The sequence below is a fragment of the Mycobacterium sp. NPDC048908 genome, assembly GCF_043197955.1.
Lineage (GTDB): Bacteria > Actinomycetota > Actinomycetes > Mycobacteriales > Mycobacteriaceae > Mycobacterium.
The window spans coordinates 586110-603636 of sequence record NZ_JBICUE010000002.1 but is presented as its reverse complement, the minus strand read 5'-3'; the positions used below and the strand labels follow the sequence as shown (position 1 = coordinate 603636).

Below are 17527 nucleotides of genomic sequence, written 5' to 3'. Positions count from 1 at the left end.
CTTTCTTAGAGAACCTGCCGTCAGGAGGCGAAGTGCCTAGTCACGCCAGCTCGAAGATCTCCAAGGTGCTTGTCGCCAATCGTGGGGAGATCGCGGTCCGGGTGATCCGGGCAGTCAAGGACGCCGGGTTGCAGAGCGTGGCTGTGTACGCCGAACCTGACGCCGACGCGCCTCACGTACGGCTGGCCGACGAAGCCTTCGCGCTCGGCGGGCAGACCTCCGCGGAGTCCTACCTGGTATTCGAGAAGCTGCTCGACGCTGCGGAGAAGTCCGGCGCCAACGCGATCCACCCGGGCTACGGATTCCTTTCCGAGAACGCCGATTTCGCGCAGGCAGTGATCGACGCCGGGCTGATCTGGATCGGGCCGAGCCCGCAGTCCATCCGCGACCTCGGCGACAAGGTGACCGCCCGCCACATCGCGGCACGCGCCAAGGCGCCGCTGGTGCCGGGCACCCCTGATCCGGTCAAGAACGCCGACGAGGTCGTCGCGTTCGCCGAGGAGTACGGCGTTCCCGTCGCGATCAAGGCGGCCTTCGGTGGTGGTGGTCGCGGCATGAAGGTGGCCCGCACCATCGAGGAGATCCCCGAACTGTTCGAGTCGGCGACCCGCGAGGCCGTCGCGGCGTTCGGTCGCGGTGAGTGCTTCGTCGAGCGGTACCTCGACAAGCCCCGCCACGTCGAGGCGCAGGTGATCGCCGATCAGCACGGCAACGTCATCGTCGCGGGTACCCGCGACTGCTCCCTTCAGCGCCGCTTCCAGAAGCTGGTCGAGGAGGCGCCCGCGCCGTTCCTGACTGACGCGCAGCGCAAGGAGATCCACGAATCGGCCAAGCGCATCTGCAAGGAGGCCGGCTACTACGGCGCCGGTACCGTCGAATACCTGGTCGGCCAGGACGGCCTGATCTCCTTCCTCGAGGTCAACACCCGCCTCCAGGTCGAGCACCCGGTCACCGAGGAGACCGCGGGCATCGACCTGGTGCTGCAGCAGTTCAAGATCGCCAACGGTGAGACGCTGGACATCACCGAGGACCCGACACCGCGAGGGCATGCCATCGAGTTCCGGATCAACGGCGAGGACGCCGGCCGGGGCTTCTTGCCCGCCCCAGGACCGGTCACCAAGTTCGAGCCGCCGAGCGGTCCGGGTGTCCGGTTGGACTCGGGCGTGGAGAGCGGTTCGGTCATCGGCGGGCAGTTCGACTCGATGCTGGCCAAGCTGATCGTCTACGGCGCCACCCGTGATGAGGCGCTGGCGCGCTCCCGCCGCGCCCTTGCCGAGTTCAACGTCGAGGGTCTTGCCACCGTGATCCCGTTCCACCGGGCGATCGTGTCCGACCCCGCGTTCATCGGCGATGCGGACGGATTCACCGTGCACACCCGCTGGATCGAGACGGAATGGAACAACACCGTCGAACCGTTCACCGGCGGTGATCCGATCGAGGAAGAGGACACCGTTCCGCGACAGACCGTGGTCGTCGAGGTCGGCGGTCGCAGGCTGGAGGTGTCGCTGCCCGGCGACCTCGCGATCGGCGGGGGGTCCGGTGGAGGCGGCGGCTCGGGTTCTCCTGTCATCCGCAAGAAGCCCAAACCGCGCAAGCGTAATGCGAACGCCGGTGCTGCCGCCTCAGGTGACGCGGTGACCGCGCCCATGCAGGGCACCGTGGTCAAGGTGGCCGTCGAGGAGGGACAACAGGTTTCCGCAGGCGACCTCGTTGTCGTGCTCGAGGCGATGAAGATGGAGAACCCGGTCACCGCCCACAAGGACGGCACGATCACCGGGCTCGCCGTCGAGGCGGGCGCCGCGATCACCCAGGGCACCGTCCTTGCCGAAATCAAGTGATGTGTCTGCGTTAGCGAGCGCTGAACGCTCCTGAACGCAGACAAATCACCGTCAGTCCGGCGTCACCAGGCTGCGTTCGGCAAGTTGCGCGCCGAAGTAGCGTGCCGTGGGGTCGACGACGACGGTCTTGTCCTCACCCCGCCGAGCCAGCGTGTCGCGGGCCATTTGTTCGAACGAAATCTTCTGCGGCCCACCGATGTTCACGACGCCGTTAAGCGGCGCAGCGACGGCCGCCCTGGCGACGTCCCCGGCGACGTCGTCCGCGGGGACCGGTTGGATCAGCGCATCGGGAACATGCACCTCGTCGCCGACGGTCATCGACTCGGTGATGGCGTCGGTGAACTCGACGAACTGTGTGGCCCGCAGAATGGTGTACGGCAGACCAGATTCGGTGATGATCTTCTCCTGCACCACCTTTGCCCGCGCGTAGCCGCTGCCGGGCAACCCGTCGATACCGACGATCGACAGCGCGACGTAATGGCCGACACCCGCGCGTGCCGCAACGACGACGAGGTTGGTGGTCGACTTCGTGAAGAACTCCATCACCGGATCGTCGTCGAATGACGGCGAATTGAGGACGTCGACAAGCGCGTCGGCGCCACTGAGCGCGTCGGCAAGCCCGTCGCCTGTCAACACGTCGACACCTGTTCGGCGGGACGCGGCAACCACATCGTGTCCGTCCGCGGCCAACAGATCGACCACCTTCGCTCCAATGAGACCGCTCGCGCCGATAACCGTGATCTTCATGCCTACCATCAGACGCGTGGACCCCGTCGAAATCAATGCCGGTGCTTGGTATCTGCGTGCTTTGCGTGCGGACGACCGCATCGACGACCGGCCCGCGCTGGCAGTACTTGGCGAAACCGATGCCGACTACGTCGGGCGCCGCGCTGCCGACTGGAAGTCGGATGCGACGTACTCGTGGGCGGTCTGCGAGCCGACGACGGGCGAATTGCTCGCCGAGGTGACGTTGCAGCCCGCTACCGGAGGAATCGCGTCGCGGGCGCGCCCGGGCCACTCCGAGGCTGCGCACGCCGCCGCAGGGGCCGTTCAGCGCTTCGCCGATAGCCTCTAGCGGGTGTCGATGTCCTGCCCCGACGCGAGATCGGCACAGTCCACCGCGGTCACGTCATCGCGATCGGCCAGGAACGGCCGGGCACCCTCGTCGCCGTGCAGGGCCGAGAGCAGATCAGGCCAGTGCCTGCGGGCGATGACCACCGGATGCCCCGGCCGATCGCCGTAGCGGGCGCGGGCCACCCCCGACACCGACGACCGCGCAGCGTCGAGCACCCGTCGCACGGCGTCGGCGCCAACGTCGGGCGTGTCGACGGCGTGCAACACCGCATAGTCGGCGTCGGCGGCAGCCACGGCATCAATGCCCGCCCGCACCGACGCGCTGAGGCCCTGCCGCCACTGTTGCGCGATGACCGCCCGGGCCGGCGCGGGCACCTCGACCTCTGCGGCACCCAACACGACGACCACGTCGTCGCACCCTCCGTTTGCCAGTGCCGCGACGCACGAGCGAAGCCAGTGGCCGTCGGCCGCAAGCACCTTCGGCTTGCCGTACCGAGTCCCTGCGCCCGCGGCAAGTAGCACCCCGGCGACTCTTTCCGACATGTGACCAGTGTGAAACACGAGGGCGGCAAGATGTCCGCTTTGCGGAGCTGACCTGGAGGATTGAGAAACCTCACCGTTCAATTGCGGTTCGGTCGCGAACCGGCGTAAGGTCGAATCAGGTTGAGTTCACAGCCCCACTGGGAGCGTCAGACGACGCGCAGGGTAGAAAACCCCGCCTTGTAGCGAGGCTTTGAGGACGCAGGGCCTAATTATTTGACGTGAACCACAGTACGAATCACGCATTCCGACTGATGGAGTCACAATGTCCACCCCAGACACTGGTCCGGCTTCGCCGGGCTCTCTCATCGAACCCACCAACTGCCACACGGCGCACTTCGCCACCCGGTGGCTGCAACCGTCAATGGCGGTGATCGCGGCTCACGGCGAGCTCGATGCGGCCAACGTGCAGCAGTTCGTCGACTACGCCCTGCGGCATGCCGCGCATCTTGATCGCCTAGTGCTGGACCTGACCGACGTGGACTTCTTCGGTACCGCGGGCTTCTCGGCCCTGCACACCCTGAACGTCCGTTGCGCCGCAGAAAAGATCGAGTGGGCCTTGGCGTCCAGCCCGGCCGTCACCAGGCTGATGCGGATCTGCGATCCCGACTCGACGTTGCCGATTCGCGACGGCGTCGACGCGGCGCTTGCCGCTGTGCAGGGTGAGCCGCGCAGGCTACTGCAGCTGGTCCCGAAGTCGCGCTAGCGATTTCGCCAACAAACGGGACACGTGCATTTGCGAGATGCCGACCCGTTCGGCGATCTGGGTCTGTGTCAACGACTCGAAGAACCGCAGCAGCAACACGGTCCGCTCGCGCTCCGGTAGCGCAGCAAGCAACGGCCGCAACGCTTCTCGGTTCTCGATCTGATCCAGACCCAGATCCATGTCGCCGAGCGTGTCGGCAATCGCAGGCGCGTCTTCGTTGCCGCTGCCGCCGCTGTCGATAGACAGCGTGTTGTACGAACTGCCCGCGACGAGACCCTCGATCACCTCGTCGCGGTCCATGTCCAATTCGGCAGCGAGTTCGGTTGCGGTCGGTGCGCGGCCGAGTCGCTGAGACAGTTCGGCGGTCGCCGCCCCCAATCGCAGATGCAATTCCTTGAGCCTGCGCGGCACCTTGACCGACCAGCTGTTGTCGCGGAAATGCCTGCGGACCTCACCCATGATCGTCGGCACCGCGAAAGACACGAAATCCGAGCCGGCGTGCACGTCGAACCGGATCACCGCATTGACCAGACCGACGCGGGCCACCTGCACGAGATCGTCACGCGGCTCACCGCGTCCGTCGAACCGACGGGCGATGTGGTCGGCCAGCGGAAGACACCGCTCGACGATTCGGTCCCGTTGGCGTTGGAACTGCGCGGAGGATTCCGGCAGTGCTTCGAGTTCGCGGAACATGTCAGCGACGTCCGCGTATTCAGAGTTCGGGCGCGACGCCGAACCCTGGGCCGACGACGGACTCACCGCAGCGAACTCGCTCGCCTCGTCGTCATCGAGATCCCGACCACCGGTTGCTCCGCCGGGCTTTGCCCGTCCTGGAAGGTGCGCACCTCATCGGTCAACGAACTCAACACATGCCAGCTGAAACTGCCAGGCGCCAGAATGTCCGGGCTCTTGCATGTGGTCGACGCGTTGATGACGACCGCGTCGTCCCGCGGCTCGACCACTAGCAACAGTGTGGAGTCGGGGACGGACGATCGAATCAGCCGGGTGCAGGCCTCGTCCACCGCGAGTCGCAGGTCGGCAACGGCGTCGAAGTCGAGATCCTCGAATGTCCCAACGGCGGCGACGAGGGTGCGCAGCACTGCCAGATTCTCCAGCTTTGCGGCGACCCGGAGCTCGACGGATCGGGCGCTTCGCTCTTGCCCAATGTCTGTGCTCGCGCCAGCCATCTGACCTCCCGGGAATTTCTTGGCGACACTACCCCAGGCCGCATCTGAGCTAGCCACTGACGCTCCGACGACAGATTAGTGAAAACGTGTGACGGCGCTGGTGGCGGGGTAATACGTCCGCATGCAGGACACGCGGTCGCACCCCGGACTGGCGCTGATGACGTTGATGATGCAGTGACGCCGATGCCGAGAAATCCCGCGCAGCGCCCATCGCTTTCCCTTCAACCATGGTCCACGTGCAGTACCCATTCCTCGTTGCTCGCCAAACATGAAACTTCGCCGTAGCTCCGTCGGCGCCCCTGGGATACACCGGGTGCGCCGCGGCAAAGGTTTCTCCTACCAGGATCACGACGGCGCACCGGTCACCGACCAGGCAACGCTGGAGCGCATCAAGGCACTGGTCATCCCGCCAGCGTGGCGGAGGGTGTGGATCTGTCCCCACCCGAACGGCCACATCCAAGCGGTGGGCATCGACGCGGCAGGGCGCCGCCAGTACCTCTACCACCAGAAGTGGCAGGAGGAGCGCAACGAGGAGAAATTCGATCGGGTGCTTGAGATGTCGGCCGCCATGCCCGACATGCGCAGGCGCATCGCGGCTGACCTTCGCGGCCGCGGCCTGCAGCGCGACCGGATCCTCGCGCTTGCCTTGCTCCTGCTCGACCTCGGCTACTTCAGGGCGGGCGGTGAGCAGTACGCCGAGGAAAACAACTCGTACGGGATCGCAACCCTGCTCTGCGAACACGTGGCGTTACACAAGCAGGCGGTCGAGTTCGACTATCCGGCCAAAAGCGGTGTGCGTCGGACGCTGCTGATCGAGGATGACGAGGTGGTCCGCTCGGTGCGCGCACTTGTGCGCGGCCGGCGCGGGTCTGATCGATTCTTGGTGTGCCGCAACCGGTCCGGTTGGGTCGACCTACACGCCGATGACCTCAATGCCCGGTTCAAGGAACTCGTCGGCGACGAATACACGGTCAAGGATCTTCGGACGTGGCACGGCACGGTACTCGGGGCGGCCGCGTTCGTCGACGCGGACCCGCCGGTCAACAAGACGGTGATCAAGCGGGTGGAAGCCGCGGTGATGAAGGAGGTCGCCGAGGAACTCGGCAACACCCCGGCCGTTGCCCGGTCGTCGTACGTCGATCCGCGCGTCGTCCAGGGGTACGAGGCCGGGCTGACCATCGCCGCGGGCGTGCGGCGGGCGAACCGCAGCAAGAAACCCCCTGAGCGGCAGGCGATTCTGGAGAGCAGCACCGCGCGGCTGATCCGCAAAGTGGCGAAAGGCTAGAAGCCGGTCGGGGTTCCGTTACCAAGGTAGGTCAAGCCCGCGTCGCGCAGCGCGGCGCCGTCGAGCAGGTTGCGGGTGTCGACCACCACGGCGCCTGGCGCCTGTTCGGCGATCAGCTGCCAGTTCAGTTCCCGGAACTCGGGCCACTCGGTGAGCACCACGATCGCGTCGGCGGCCTTGGCAGCCAGATAGGGGTCGTCGACCGCCGTGATCGCCGATCGGCGCAACTGGGTCAGGTCGATGGACGCCAACCTCGGGTCGTATCCGGTGATCTGCGCGCCGGCGGCCGCCAGTTCGGCGCAGATGGTCAGGGCAGGTGAATCTCGCACGTCGCTGGTGCCTGCCTTGAATGTCAAGCCCAGCGCGGTGAGCCGTGCGCGTGGCAGCGGGGTGGGCAGGCTGCAGTTCAGCGCCGCGGCGATGCGGCCCGGTTGCGCGGCGTTGGTCACCCGTGCCGATTCGACCTCGGGTAGCACGACGCCGGTGAGCCGTCCGGTGTGCAGCAGCGCGGCGGTGTCCTTGGGCAGACACGAACCGCCCCAACCGGGGCCGGGCTGCAGAAAATGCTGGCCGATGCGCACGTCGGCGCCCATGCAGCGGGTGACATCTGCGATGTTCGCGCCGACGCGGGCGCACAGCCGCGCGAGCGAGTTGGCATACGAGATCTTCACGGCCAGAAACGCATTGCTGGCGTACTTGGAGAGTTCCGCGCTTTCCGGGGTCATCCGCAACGTCGCGGGGCCCGCGCCGAACACCTCGACGAGCTTGTCGGCCGAATCCTGGTCGTCAGTGCCGATCACGATGCGGTCTGGATGACGAAAGTCGTAGACCGCGTGGCCTTCACGCAGGAATTCGGGCACGGACACCGCCCGGATCGCGGCCGCCGACAACCTCTGGTCGATGCGCCGCGTCGTGCCGACCGGGACCGTCGACTTCAGCGCGATGACGGCGCCGCGGCGCAACACCGACCGCAACCGATCGACCACCGCGTCGACGGCACTGACGTCCGCCGACCCGTCGGAACCGCTCGGGGTGGGTACGCAGACGAACACCACCTCGCGGTCGGCCAGATCGGCGTATTCGCAACTAAATCTCAGTGTCTCGTGCTCCAGGCCCTGTCTCAGCAGTAGTGCTAGGCCGGGTTCGTCGATGTGCGCAACGCCTCGGTTCAACTGCTCGACACGACCGGCATCGATGTCGACGCATACGGTGTCGTGGTCGCGTTCGGCAAGACATACCGCGGTGGTGAGGCCGACGTAGCCTGCACCGACCACTGCGATCCTGCGGGTGCTCACGCGCAGTCTTTCAACAGACTCTCGGTCGCATCGAGCACTCGCGACACGGTGATCAGTAGCAGCCCGCTGTGGGGTCGGTCGCCGTGCGGATCGCCGCGATCCCCTGCCCACACGGCGATATGCGGACCGGAACCGCGCGGTCCCCAGTAGTTCGGTGGTGTCGGGCCGAAGAGCAACACCGACGGTGTGCCCGTCGCGGTGGCGATGTGCCCGACACCGGTGTCGCCGCAGATCAACAGCCGACAGTCGGCGATCAACGCGACCAGTTCAAGCAACCCGAGAGTGCCTGCAAGTACCGACGATCGCGGCAGGCCCGCACCCGCGGCGACGGCGTCGGCGAGGTCGATCTCTTTGGCGTCTCCGGTGATCAGGACTTCGTGACCCATGTCGCGCAGCGCGGCGGCGACCTCGGCGAACCTCTCGGCGGGCCACCGTCGAGCGGGGTAGGCGGCGCCAGGGTGAATCACCACCGCACCGGACCGGTCCGGGTAACCGGTGGGCCGCGGGATCTCGAGATCCTCTGGGTCGCAGGCGATCCCGGCCCATTCCAACAAGCCGCACCAACGGTCGACCTCGTGCACGTCGGTGCGCCACGGCGGGCCTGACAGGCCGGGATACGCGCGGTGCCGATACGTCAGCAGGGCGCGTGGCTGCAGCGCGACGAGATCTGCGATGCTCTCCGGCCCGCTGCCATGCAGGTTGACGGCGAGTGCGGGCGGTTCAGGCTGGGGACGCACCTGCCCTACGCCTGGCGTGGGCTCGACGTCGTCGACGGCGCCGGACAGCAGGGCGAGTTCGCGGTATCGCTCTGGCGTCGCCAGCACGATGCGCGCGTCGGGATATGCCCTGCGCAGTCCGCGCAGGGCGGGCACACCCGTCAGCAGGTCACCGAGCCCTAGGGCACGCAGCGCCAAAACCGTGTCCTGCGCCCCGGTTACGGCCACGACGACTCCGTCGACGCACACACCACCATCTCGCGCACCTCGCAGCCCGAAGGCTGGGACAGCGCGAACACCACTGTCTCGGCTACATGCTCGGGGTTGTTGAGTTTCGCATCGGGTGGCGGCTTGTACTGCTCGTCGCGACCATCGAAGAACGGCGTGTGCATGCCGCCGGGAATCAGCATCGTCACCCCGACCTCGCCTGCCAGTTCGGCGGCCAGCGCGCGGGTGAATCCGACAACTCCGAATTTGGATGCGCAGTAGGCAGTTGCGTCGCTGACGGCCTTGATTCCGAGCGTCGATGCGCAGGTGACTATCGTGCCGCCAGTGCTCGTCAGGTACGGCAGCGCCGAGCGGACCACCGCCGCCGTGCCGAGGAGATTGACGTGGATGACGCGTTCCCAGTCCTTGGCCGCGACATCGGCCAGCTTGCCGCACGAGTCGATACCAGCCGCGGTGAACAGGCCATGTACCTGCCCGTCGACGCGTTCGGCAAGTGAACGCACGGCCGCGTCAACGGCGGCGGTGTCCGCCAGATCCGCTTGCGCGAACGCGACATCCGCGGCAGGGGTCTTCTGATCGATCACCAGCGGAGTCCCACCGTGTTCGGTGACAGACCGCACTGTCGCCGCGCCGAGACCCGACGACCCACCCGTGATGATTACATTGCCCAATCCCATCGAAGGCTCCTTTTATTCGTTATGACCGCGCGGTGGCGATCAGGTTGGACGACGAGTAACCGGATACGGTCGGCAACAGCACCACTTCACCGCCGTGGCGGCGGACCACCTCGGCCTCGGGTAGGTCGGCATCGGTGTAATCGCCGCCCTTGACCCAGACATCGGGACGCAGTTGTTCCAACACTGTTTCCGGCGAGTGTTCGTCGAAGATGATCACGGCGTCGACACAGGCCAGCGCGGACAACACCCGTGCCCGGTCCTCGGCTCGCATCACCGGTCGCCGCGGGCCTTTCAGCGCCCGCACCGACGCGTCGGAATTCAGCAGCACCACCAACGCGTCACCGAGTTGTCGGGCGTCGCGCAGCAGACGGACGTGGCCGGTGTGCAGAAGGTCAAAGCACCCGCCGGTGGCGATCAGTGTGCCGCCGCGGCTGCGCAGCCTGTCCCGCACGGTGTTGACGTCACCGGTGATCGCATCGAATTCGCCTGCCGCCGAATGGCTTCCGCCGATCGGCACCGAGGTCGACACGCCCGTGGCGCCGCCCGCAGCGACGAATCGGGTGGCCGCGTCGACCGCCGCGGTGGCTGCCGCCTCGGCGTCGTCACCGGCGGCGAGGGCGAGTGTCGCAGCAATCGCGAACCGGTCCCCGGCGCCGCAGGTGTCGCTGCGGGTGCCTGCCGGGACCGCGGGCACCGGGATGAATGTGTTGGCATCCTCCGTCGCGAGCAGCGTGCCACGTGATCCCAGCGTCACGCAGACGGCCCTGGCCGCCCACCGTGTTCTCAGTGCATCGGCTGAATCCTCAGCCGCTTCGGCCTCGTTCGGGGTGACCAGCCAACACCCTTTCACAGGAGCGGCGCCGCGCGGGTGGGGATCCCACACGACGGGCACTCGCTCGGTCGCGGCGGTCAACGCGTCCCGGATGCCTGCATGGGAGGCGACACCGCGGCCGTAGTCGGCAACGCAGATCGCCTTCGCGTGCTGTAACACCGCGGCCACCGGCGCCGGCACCGAGTCGCAGTCGGCCATCCCGTCGCCGTGGTCCAGCCGAAGCATCGACTGGCCGGCGGCCCGGATCCTGGTCTTGCACACAGTGTTACCGGACAACGGTAATCGGACCACCTTGACGCCTGCCGAGGTGAGCAGCCGGGCCAGCGCCTGCCCGTCGGGGTCGTCGGCCAACGCGGTCACCAACACCACATCGGATTCGACGCGCGCGGCCAGCACCGCGGCCAGTCCGGCGCCCCCTGGGCGGTGCCATACCCGCTTCGCGTCGACGACGGCGACCGGTGCCTCGGGGCTGAGGCGGGTTGCGCTGCCCTCGATGTCGACGTCGAGCATGGAATCACCGACGATCACGATCGGTTCAGGCATGGCCGGCTCCCAGCAGCACTTCGTCCACCGCGATGCACAGCGCATGCACGAGCAACAGGTGGATCTCCTGCACCGTCGCGCCTGTCGGGGCCTCGACGCAGACCGCGTCGTCGCACATGGCCGCCAACGGGTTGGGCGCGGGCCCGGACAGTGCCCATGTGGTCAGCCCCGTCTCGTGTGCCGCCTTGACGGCACACAACACGTTGGGGCTCGTTCCGCTGGTCGACAGCGCGACCAGGATGTCGCCCGGCCTTCCGTGTGCCCGCACCCCTCGGGCGTACATCTCGTCACTGCCGTAGTCGTTGGCTATCGCGGTCAGCGCCGATGTCTCGGCGTGTAACGAGATGGCGGACAGCGGTATCCGCTCATCGCGGAACCGACCGACCAGTTCGGCGGTCAGGTGCTGCGCCTCGGCCGCGCTGCCGCCGTTACCGCACGCCAGTAGGCGGCCGCCGGAGGTGAGTACGGCTGCGAGCCGCCTGCCCCACGACTCGAGGCGCGCCGCCTCGGAACCGATCTGGCCGACCGCTGTCGCCAGGGCGGAGATATGCGTTTCAATCACGATGACCCTCCAATCGGTCGACCGCTGCCAGCAGTTCGGCGTCGGTGATTCCGTTCAGACACGGATGGCCGAGCACAGGACATGTGCGGGCGCGGGTTTCCCGGCATGGGGCGTCCTGGTCGCCGAGCCGGATGACGTTTCTGCCGTATGGGCTCCACTGCGAGGCGGGCACGACGGGTGCGAACAGCGACACCACGGGTGCACCGACCGCCGCCGCCAGGTGTGCAGGCCCTGTGTTGGGTGTCACCACAGCGCGTGCCGCCGCGTACACCGCGCCAAGGGTGGCCAAGGTGGTTCGCCCGCCGAGGTCCACGCCGTTGGTGCCCGCCACCGCTGCGGTGAGCGCCTTTTCGGACTCGTCACCGGTGACGACCACCCGGTGGCCGGCGGCGGCCAGGGCGGTGACCATCTGCGCGCTGCGCGCTGCGCTCGGTCGGCGGGCAGGCACCGCCGCGCCCGGGTGGAACACCACAAACGGTGTGCTGCCGAGCATTCCGGCGATGTCGTCCGGCAGCGCAGGAAGCTCACGCACAGCCAGTCCGCCGTCGTCACCGCAGGGCAGTTCGCAGCCCGCCTCGCGGACAAGGGAAAGGGCTCGCTCAGGTTCCGGGATCCCCGGCTCGACGTGGTGACGCAGGTCGAGAAGCGTGCCTGGATAGTCCTCGCAGATCGCGCCGACCCATGGAACGTCGGCCATCCGACAGATCAGCGCGAGCGGCAGCGGTGACTGGTGAAACGACGTGAAGATGTAGACCCGACTCGGCGCCGCGTCGCGCAGCAACTTGGCCAACGAATCGACATGGGCTGCAGTCAGATCCTGCGAGTCGAAGTCGACCCATGGCGCCTGCCATTCGATGATGTCGTCGACTGCCGGCAGCAACCCGGCAGAGGCGCGGCCCCTCGGACCCGCCAGAAATGTGACGCCGTCATGCGCGGCCGCGACGGCGCGCACCGCTGGACCGGTGATCAACACGTCACCGGCGCTGTCCAGCCTGGCCACCACCGCGCGGTTCACCGGCAGTCCTTCAGCACAAGCGCCACCGCATCGCTCAGCGTGTCGGCGACTCGGGCGCGGGATTTGGCGTCGAGGACCTCTCGGAGTCGAGTCCGTCCTGTCGGCACCAGCACCACGTCCGCGTTTGCCGAAAGCGCCGCCTCGACGTCGCCGCCGGTGTCACCGATCATCACGCACCGGCGGGGATCGACGCCGAGCGCATCGGCGGCCGCTTCCACCATGCCCGGCGCGGGTTTGCGGCATCGGCAGCCGTCGCCTTCGTCGTGCGTGCAGATCTGCCAGGAGTCGAACGGCCCGAGCACCGCATCGACTTTCGCGTTGACGGCCTTCAGTTGGTCGTCGGTGATCAAACCCTTGGCGACGCCGGACTGGTTGGTCACCACGGCCAGCAGCAGCCCGCGGTCACGCAACCGCCCCAGCGCGTCGAGCGCGCCAGGGACCGGCCGGACCCCGTCGGGATCGTTGAGGTAGGGGCTGTCTTCGATGATGGTGTCGTCGCGATCCAGCAGGACCGCCAGCGGAGGGTCGCGGCGCGCCGACCGGAAAATCCATTCCCCGTAAAGCCGATTCCCGACCGCCGCGGGCGGAATCAGGATGCTGGTCAACGTCATTCGGCCGGCTTCGACCATGGTGCGCGGACCCGCCCAGAATCGACGCACCGCGAACTCCGCTGTCAGCGCGCACCAGAGCTCGGCCGAGAGCCTGGCCACGCGCCACCAACCGGTCGCGGACGCGATCATTGCGACCACGGCTGCCAGGCAGGTCAGCGCGTGGGCGGGCATCCGGCCTCGCCCCTCGCCGATTGCCGCGCGCCACGCCCTTCCGTGTTTGCGACGCATCAGCGCGTTGTCCCGGTTGCCGATCTGGGCACGTACGCTGGCCAATGGCGTCGCAGTGGCCACCGGATGGGTACATCGGCGTGCTCCGTCGGCAATGTGGTTGCCCGACATCGTGATTCGCAGCGCCAAGTCGGAGTCTTCCCGATATGCGCGGGGGAATCGTTCGTCGAATCCGCCAGCAGCGACCAGGGCCGAGCGTCGATACGCCATGTCGGCGGTGATCCACTTGGCTCCGGCCAGTCGCTGGGTACGGCGTTCGTCGTCAGTCGCCCTCCGGCCCGCCACGCGCGGCACCTCGACGACGGCCTGCGATCCGACGGCGCCGTCCTCGTCGGCATCGGTGAGATCATCGGCCAACGCGTTGAGCCAATCCGCTTGCGGGACAACGTCATCGTCGAGGAAGCAGATCCACTGGCAGCCGGTGGCACGCCAGCCCACGTTGCGGGCCGCGGCAGGGCCACGGCCACCATGGCCCCCATGGCCACCGCTTCCCAGCACCCGAACGGGCAGACTCGACTCCACGCGCAACGGCGCCGCGGTGTCGACGCGGTCGTCGACGATGATCACCTCTGTTGGGCGCGGCCCGGCGGAGCCCTCGAGCTCTGCCAGCAGGCGGTGAAGCGATTTCCGCCCGATGGTCGGTATCACGATGGCGAAGTCCGTCATCGAGGCCGCCTGACCAGAAACGGACCGATCGCCAGCACGTCGATCGGCGCGCTGCCGAAACATTCCAGTGCGTCGCGTGGGCTGTCGACCATCGGTCGGCCCGAGGTGTTGAAGCTGGTGTTGACGACCACCGGTACACCGGTGCGCTCGGCGAACCTACTGATGGTCGCGTGCAGCACCGCGTCGGTTCGGTCGACGGTCTGCACCCGCGCGGTGCCGTCGACATGGGTGACGGCAGGGATCCTGGCACGCCACTCGTCTGCGACGTCGTGCACGAACAGCATGTACGGGCTCGGAATGGGTCCGCCCGAGAAGATCTCGCTTGCGCGTTCGGCGAGCACCATCGGGGCGACGGGACGGAACTGCTCACGCCCCTTCACCGTGTTGAGCCGCTCCAGGTTTGCGCTGTTGCGCGGGTCCGCCAGCAGCGAGCGTCCGCCGAGGGCGCGCGGTCCGAATTCCGCGCGGCCCTGGAACCAGCCGACCAACTGGTCGTCGGCAAGTGCATCGCCGACGGCCGCCGCGTAGTCGACCGGGCGCTCATAGGGCAATGCGGCCTCCCGCAGACTGGACTCGATTTGGTCCTCGGAGAATCCGCGGCCCAGTTGCGCGGTTGGCATCGGCACGATCGGTTCGCCCGCCTCGCCGGCAAGGGCGAGAGCGGCCCCCAACGCGGTCCCGGCGTCACCCGCGGCAGGCTGCACCCAGACGTTGTCAAATCCGCCGTGCCGCCACAGCTTGGAGTTCGCCACACAGTTGAGCGCCACTCCCCCTGCCAAACAAAGGTTTTCGTATTCCGTGCACTGCCGCAGCCAGTGGACGAGGTCGGCGAGCACCTCTTCGACCACTCGCTGCACGCTGCAGGCCAAGTCGAAATTCTGTTCACCGCGCGGGCCGAACTCGTTCCAGTCCACCGGCTCGGTGCGGAAGCCGCCAGTTCCGGTGGCATAGACGAGTTCGCGAAAGCGGTCTGCGAGCCGTGGCTCGCCGTAGGACGCCATGGCCATCACCTTGTACTCGTCGCTAGACCGCTTGAAACCCAGATGCTCGGTCAGGTCTTCATACAGCAGTCCAAGCGAGTGGGGCAGCGCCTGAGTAGCGAGGACGTCGATCTTGCTGTCTGTGAAGCTGCCCGCCAACATCGAAGTGCGCTCGCCGCGGCCGTCGACGACCAGCACCGCACAGTCGGGGTGCGGCGACGCCAACGCGCTGGACGCCGCGTGCGCGACGTGATGGCGAACGTGCCGCACGATCCCGGGGTCGAGTCCGGGTAGCGCGGACCGCAGGAACTGCGGTGCCCGCTCGGCGTACATGGTGCGCAGATATTCCCAGTCGCGGTCCAGTCCGCCGTCGGTGGTGTCGGCCCCCTGCATCAGGCGTGGGTCGTACGAATACCCAACGGCATCAAGGTCGCACGGGCGCAGCCCGGCCTGCACAAGACACCATTGCGCCGACTGGATCGGCAGCTCCCAGGTGGAGAACGGCACTGCCTGTTTGCCGTGCTTGCGTCGCGAGAACCGTTCCTCTTCCGCCGCTGCGACGATTTCACCGTCGACGACCAGCGCCGCGGCGGGGTCGTGGAACACCGCGTTGATTCCGAGTATGCGCACGCCGGATCTCCTAACTCCGCTGCAACGCAGCGGATGTCGACATTTCCGTGCCACGCTGGGCGCGGAACCATTTCACGGTGAGCTCCAACCCCGTCCGGTAGTCGACCAGCGGCCGCCACTGCAACTGTTCACGGGCCACGGTGATATCCGGGCAGCGTCGCTGCGGGTCGTCTTCGGCTGCGGGAAGGAAATGGATCTCCGACTGGCTGTCCGCGAGGTCGCGGATGAGTTCGGCGATGTGCAGCACCGACAGCTCGTGGGGGTTTCCCACATTGACCGGGCCCGGGTAATCGGATCGGGCGAGCGCGACCAACGCATCGACAGTGTCATCGACGTAGCACAGTGAGCGGGTCTGTTGGCCGCGGCCGGTGACCGTGATCGGTTCTCCTGCGAGGGCCTGCTCGCAGAATGTCGGGACCATGCGGCCGTCGTCGGCGCGCATGCCAGGGCCGTAAGTGTTGAAGATGCGCGCCACGCCCACATCGGCCGAGCGCACTCGCCGATACGCGAACGTCAAGGCCTCCGCGAACCGCTTCGCCTCGTCGTAGACGCTGCGTGGGCCGACAGGATTGACGTTGCCCCAATAGGTTTCGGGTTGCGGATGTTGTAACGGGTCACCGTAGACCTCGCTGGTCGAGGCCAACACCATGCGTGCCTTGCAGCGCTCGGCGATGTCAAGCGCATTGGCGGTGCCGAGCGCGCCGGTGCGCAACGTCTGGACCGGCAGCCGCAAATAATCGACCGGTGACGCCGGCGAGGCCAAGTGCAGCACCGTGTCGACGTCGATGTGCGCGCCGGTGAGCGGGTCGCTGATGTCGTGCCGGACGAAGTGATAGTTGGGCCTACCGAGAAACGCGTTGGCCGCCGTCGGAGCGCTGGTGGACAGGTTGTCGACGCAGAACACCTCCGCCCCATCGTCGAGCAGACGTGCGCAAAGGTGGGCGCCGAGAAACCCGCCGCCTCCCGTCACCATCACGCGATTGAGTTCATGCATTGGTGTTTGTCCTCCGCTGCCGTGGGTAGGCGGCACCGTTATGGATGCCATGGCCAGCACGTCGTTCGTCATCGCCAGCCGCAACCGCGCGCTCGAACTCGCCACGACGGTGGCCAAGCTTCTCGATAGCACACGGTGTCCAATCATTCTCGTAGACAACGATTCCCGCGACGACTCCGTGGCCGTCATGAATCGCGTCGCGGCCATGTCCGCCGGCCGCCTGCGGGTCATCGAGCTCGAGAAGAACCTTGGGGCGGTGGCCCGCAACGTCGGGGTCTGTGCTGCCCGCACCCCGTATGTCGCGTTCTGCGATGACGACTCCTGGTGGACACCCGAGTCCCCTGCGATCGGCGCCGCGCTGTTCGACCAGTACCCGTCGCTGGGCCTGATCGCCGCGCGCACAATGGTCTGGCCGCAGCGCCGGGAAGACCCCTTCAGCTCCCAGTTGGCTGCCAGCCCACTCGGCCGCCGCTCCGATCTGCCGGGTCCCTCGGTGCTCGGCTTCATGAGCTGTGCCTCGATGGTGCGCAAGCGGGCGTTCGAGTCCGCAGGCGGCTTCAGCGAGATCCTGCACTTCCGGGGCGAAGAGGAATTGCTCGCCGTCGACATGGCGGCGCTCGGCTGGGATCTGTGCTACTGCCCAGCTCTCACTGCGATCCACCAGCCGTCCACTGTGCGGGAAAGCACCGCGGCACAGGACGCTCGCGCACTGCGCAATGCGGTTCTGACCACGTGGCTGCGACGTCCAATGGTCAACTGCGTCAAAGCCTCCCGGGTGCTGCTGCAGGCCGCGTTGAGGGACCGCGAGCACGCGCGAGCCGCCATCGAGGCGATCCTGCGGCTGCCGGATGTCGTCAACGAACGCAGACCGCTGCCAGCCAGTGTGGAACAAGCGCTGGCCGTGCTGGAGTCGCAATGAC

The 17527-nt window shown here is 67.3% G+C and carries 18 protein-coding genes; 5 read left to right on the top strand and 13 right to left on the bottom strand.

All coding sequences use genetic code 11. The features are described 5' to 3' along the window. The first annotated feature begins 32 nt into the window (after window positions 1-32). A complete protein-coding gene (locus ACGFK1_RS07530; RefSeq protein ID WP_393427604.1) occupies window positions 33-1838 on the top strand; it encodes a biotin carboxylase N-terminal domain-containing protein in 1806 nt (601 codons plus the stop codon). A gap of 51 nt (window positions 1839-1889) precedes the next feature. On the opposite strand, the gene ACGFK1_RS07525 is transcribed toward ACGFK1_RS07530, so the two are convergent. Then, window positions 1890-2585 carry an SDR family oxidoreductase gene (locus ACGFK1_RS07525; protein WP_393427603.1) on the bottom strand — a complete coding sequence of 232 codons (696 nt, stop codon included), beginning with the start codon at window positions 2583-2585 and terminating at the stop codon, window positions 1890-1892. A 16-nt stretch (window positions 2586-2601) separates the two neighbouring features. Between ACGFK1_RS07525 and ACGFK1_RS07520 the strand changes: the two genes are divergently transcribed. Then, entirely contained in the window at window positions 2602-2913 is a 312-nt protein-coding gene (locus ACGFK1_RS07520; RefSeq protein WP_393427602.1) for a hypothetical protein, read from the top strand. Here ACGFK1_RS07520 and ACGFK1_RS07515 read toward each other — a convergent pair. Then, window positions 2910-3455, bottom strand: coding sequence for an NTP transferase domain-containing protein (locus ACGFK1_RS07515; protein ID WP_393427601.1), 546 nt, complete (start codon window positions 3453-3455; stop codon window positions 2910-2912). The two genes, ACGFK1_RS07520 and ACGFK1_RS07515, sit on opposite strands and share 4 nt — an antisense overlap. A gap of 262 nt (window positions 3456-3717) precedes the next feature. On the opposite strand from ACGFK1_RS07515, the gene ACGFK1_RS07510 reads away from it, so the two are divergent. Beyond that, window positions 3718-4158 (top strand): STAS domain-containing protein, encoded by a 441-nt coding sequence (locus ACGFK1_RS07510; protein ID WP_393427600.1) that lies wholly within the window; start codon window positions 3718-3720, stop codon window positions 4156-4158. Here the strand turns inward: ACGFK1_RS07510 and ACGFK1_RS07505 are convergent. Both ACGFK1_RS07505 and ACGFK1_RS07500 read right to left on the bottom strand, forming a co-directional pair. Then, on the bottom strand, window positions 4129-4851 hold the full coding sequence (locus tag ACGFK1_RS07505; protein WP_393427882.1) for an RNA polymerase sigma factor SigF: 723 nt from the start codon (window positions 4849-4851) through the stop codon (window positions 4129-4131). The genes ACGFK1_RS07510 and ACGFK1_RS07505 overlap by 30 nt on opposite strands. A gap of 62 nt (window positions 4852-4913) precedes the next feature. After that, window positions 4914-5345: an ATP-binding protein gene (locus ACGFK1_RS07500; protein ID WP_393427599.1), complete on the bottom strand. Its 432-nt coding sequence runs from the start codon at window positions 5343-5345 to the stop codon at window positions 4914-4916. A 268-nt stretch (window positions 5346-5613) separates the two neighbouring features. Here ACGFK1_RS07500 and ACGFK1_RS07495 point away from each other — a divergent pair, with 268 nt between their 5' ends. Beyond that, window positions 5614-6630 (top strand): DNA topoisomerase IB, encoded by a 1017-nt coding sequence (locus tag ACGFK1_RS07495; protein ID WP_393427598.1) that lies wholly within the window; start codon window positions 5614-5616, stop codon window positions 6628-6630. On the opposite strand, the gene ACGFK1_RS07490 is transcribed toward ACGFK1_RS07495, so the two are convergent. The 9 genes from ACGFK1_RS07490 to ACGFK1_RS07450 are packed head-to-tail and all read right to left on the bottom strand — an operon-like array spanning window position 6627 to window position 16607. Next, entirely contained in the window at window positions 6627-7925 is a 1299-nt protein-coding gene (locus ACGFK1_RS07490) for a UDP-glucose dehydrogenase family protein (protein WP_393427597.1), read from the bottom strand. The genes ACGFK1_RS07495 and ACGFK1_RS07490 overlap by 4 nt on opposite strands. Continuing rightward, a complete protein-coding gene (locus tag ACGFK1_RS07485; protein WP_393427596.1) occupies window positions 7922-8869 on the bottom strand; it encodes a glycosyltransferase family 9 protein in 948 nt (315 codons plus the stop codon). The genes ACGFK1_RS07490 and ACGFK1_RS07485 overlap by 4 nt, the downstream gene beginning before the upstream one ends. Then, window positions 8860-9546 carry an SDR family oxidoreductase gene (locus ACGFK1_RS07480; protein WP_393427595.1) on the bottom strand — a complete coding sequence of 229 codons (687 nt, stop codon included), beginning with the start codon at window positions 9544-9546 and terminating at the stop codon, window positions 8860-8862. Before ACGFK1_RS07480 ends, ACGFK1_RS07485 begins: the two co-directional genes overlap by 10 nt. A gap of 19 nt (window positions 9547-9565) precedes the next feature. Continuing rightward, a complete protein-coding gene (locus tag ACGFK1_RS07475; protein WP_393427594.1) occupies window positions 9566-10921 on the bottom strand; it encodes a PfkB family carbohydrate kinase in 1356 nt (451 codons plus the stop codon). After that, window positions 10914-11483: an SIS domain-containing protein gene (locus tag ACGFK1_RS07470; RefSeq protein ID WP_393427593.1), complete on the bottom strand. Its 570-nt coding sequence runs from the start codon at window positions 11481-11483 to the stop codon at window positions 10914-10916. The genes ACGFK1_RS07475 and ACGFK1_RS07470 overlap by 8 nt, the downstream gene beginning before the upstream one ends. Further along, entirely contained in the window at window positions 11476-12498 is a 1023-nt protein-coding gene (locus ACGFK1_RS07465; protein ID WP_393427592.1) for a glycosyltransferase family 9 protein, read from the bottom strand. Before ACGFK1_RS07465 ends, ACGFK1_RS07470 begins: the two co-directional genes overlap by 8 nt. Beyond that, entirely contained in the window at window positions 12495-14003 is a 1509-nt protein-coding gene (locus tag ACGFK1_RS07460) for an HAD-IIIA family hydrolase (RefSeq protein ID WP_393427591.1), read from the bottom strand. The genes ACGFK1_RS07465 and ACGFK1_RS07460 overlap by 4 nt, the downstream gene beginning before the upstream one ends. Beyond that, window positions 14000-15613: a carbamoyltransferase gene (locus ACGFK1_RS07455; RefSeq protein WP_393427590.1), complete on the bottom strand. Its 1614-nt coding sequence runs from the start codon at window positions 15611-15613 to the stop codon at window positions 14000-14002. The genes ACGFK1_RS07460 and ACGFK1_RS07455 overlap by 4 nt, the downstream gene beginning before the upstream one ends. 10 nt (window positions 15614-15623) lie before the next feature. Beyond that, window positions 15624-16607, bottom strand: coding sequence for a UDP-glucuronic acid decarboxylase family protein (locus tag ACGFK1_RS07450; RefSeq protein ID WP_393427589.1), 984 nt, complete (start codon window positions 16605-16607; stop codon window positions 15624-15626). A gap of 49 nt (window positions 16608-16656) precedes the next feature. Here ACGFK1_RS07450 and ACGFK1_RS07445 point away from each other — a divergent pair, with 49 nt between their 5' ends. Next, on the top strand, window positions 16657-17526 hold the full coding sequence (locus tag ACGFK1_RS07445) for a glycosyltransferase family 2 protein (protein ID WP_393427588.1): 870 nt from the start codon (window positions 16657-16659) through the stop codon (window positions 17524-17526). Window position 17527 lies beyond the last annotated feature (1 nt).

What these genes read in the sequence shown, in the direction of transcription:
- ACGFK1_RS07515 (WP_393427601.1), bottom strand. Translation starts at nt 3,455, where the DNA reads ATGTCGGAAAGAGTCGCCGGGGTGCTACTTGCCGCGGGCGCAGGGACT.
- ACGFK1_RS07510 (WP_393427600.1), top strand. Translation starts at nt 3,718, where the DNA reads ATGTCCACCCCAGACACTGGTCCGGCTTCGCCGGGCTCTCTCATCGAA.
- ACGFK1_RS07450 (WP_393427589.1), bottom strand. Translation starts at nt 16,607, where the DNA reads ATGCATGAACTCAATCGCGTGATGGTGACGGGAGGCGGCGGGTTTCTC.
- ACGFK1_RS07505 (WP_393427882.1), bottom strand. Translation starts at nt 4,851, where the DNA reads ATGTTCCGCGAACTCGAAGCACTGCCGGAATCCTCCGCGCAGTTCCAA.
- ACGFK1_RS07525 (WP_393427603.1), bottom strand. Translation starts at nt 2,585, where the DNA reads ATGAAGATCACGGTTATCGGCGCGAGCGGTCTCATTGGAGCGAAGGTG.
- ACGFK1_RS07480 (WP_393427595.1), bottom strand. Translation starts at nt 9,546, where the DNA reads ATGGGATTGGGCAATGTAATCATCACGGGTGGGTCGTCGGGTCTCGGC.
- ACGFK1_RS07445 (WP_393427588.1), top strand. Translation starts at nt 16,657, where the DNA reads ATGGCCAGCACGTCGTTCGTCATCGCCAGCCGCAACCGCGCGCTCGAA.
- ACGFK1_RS07460 (WP_393427591.1), bottom strand. Translation starts at nt 14,003, where the DNA reads ATGACGGACTTCGCCATCGTGATACCGACCATCGGGCGGAAATCGCTT.
- ACGFK1_RS07475 (WP_393427594.1), bottom strand. Translation starts at nt 10,921, where the DNA reads ATGCCTGAACCGATCGTGATCGTCGGTGATTCCATGCTCGACGTCGAC.
- ACGFK1_RS07495 (WP_393427598.1), top strand. Translation starts at nt 5,614, where the DNA reads ATGAAACTTCGCCGTAGCTCCGTCGGCGCCCCTGGGATACACCGGGTG.
- ACGFK1_RS07500 (WP_393427599.1), bottom strand. Translation starts at nt 5,345, where the DNA reads ATGGCTGGCGCGAGCACAGACATTGGGCAAGAGCGAAGCGCCCGATCC.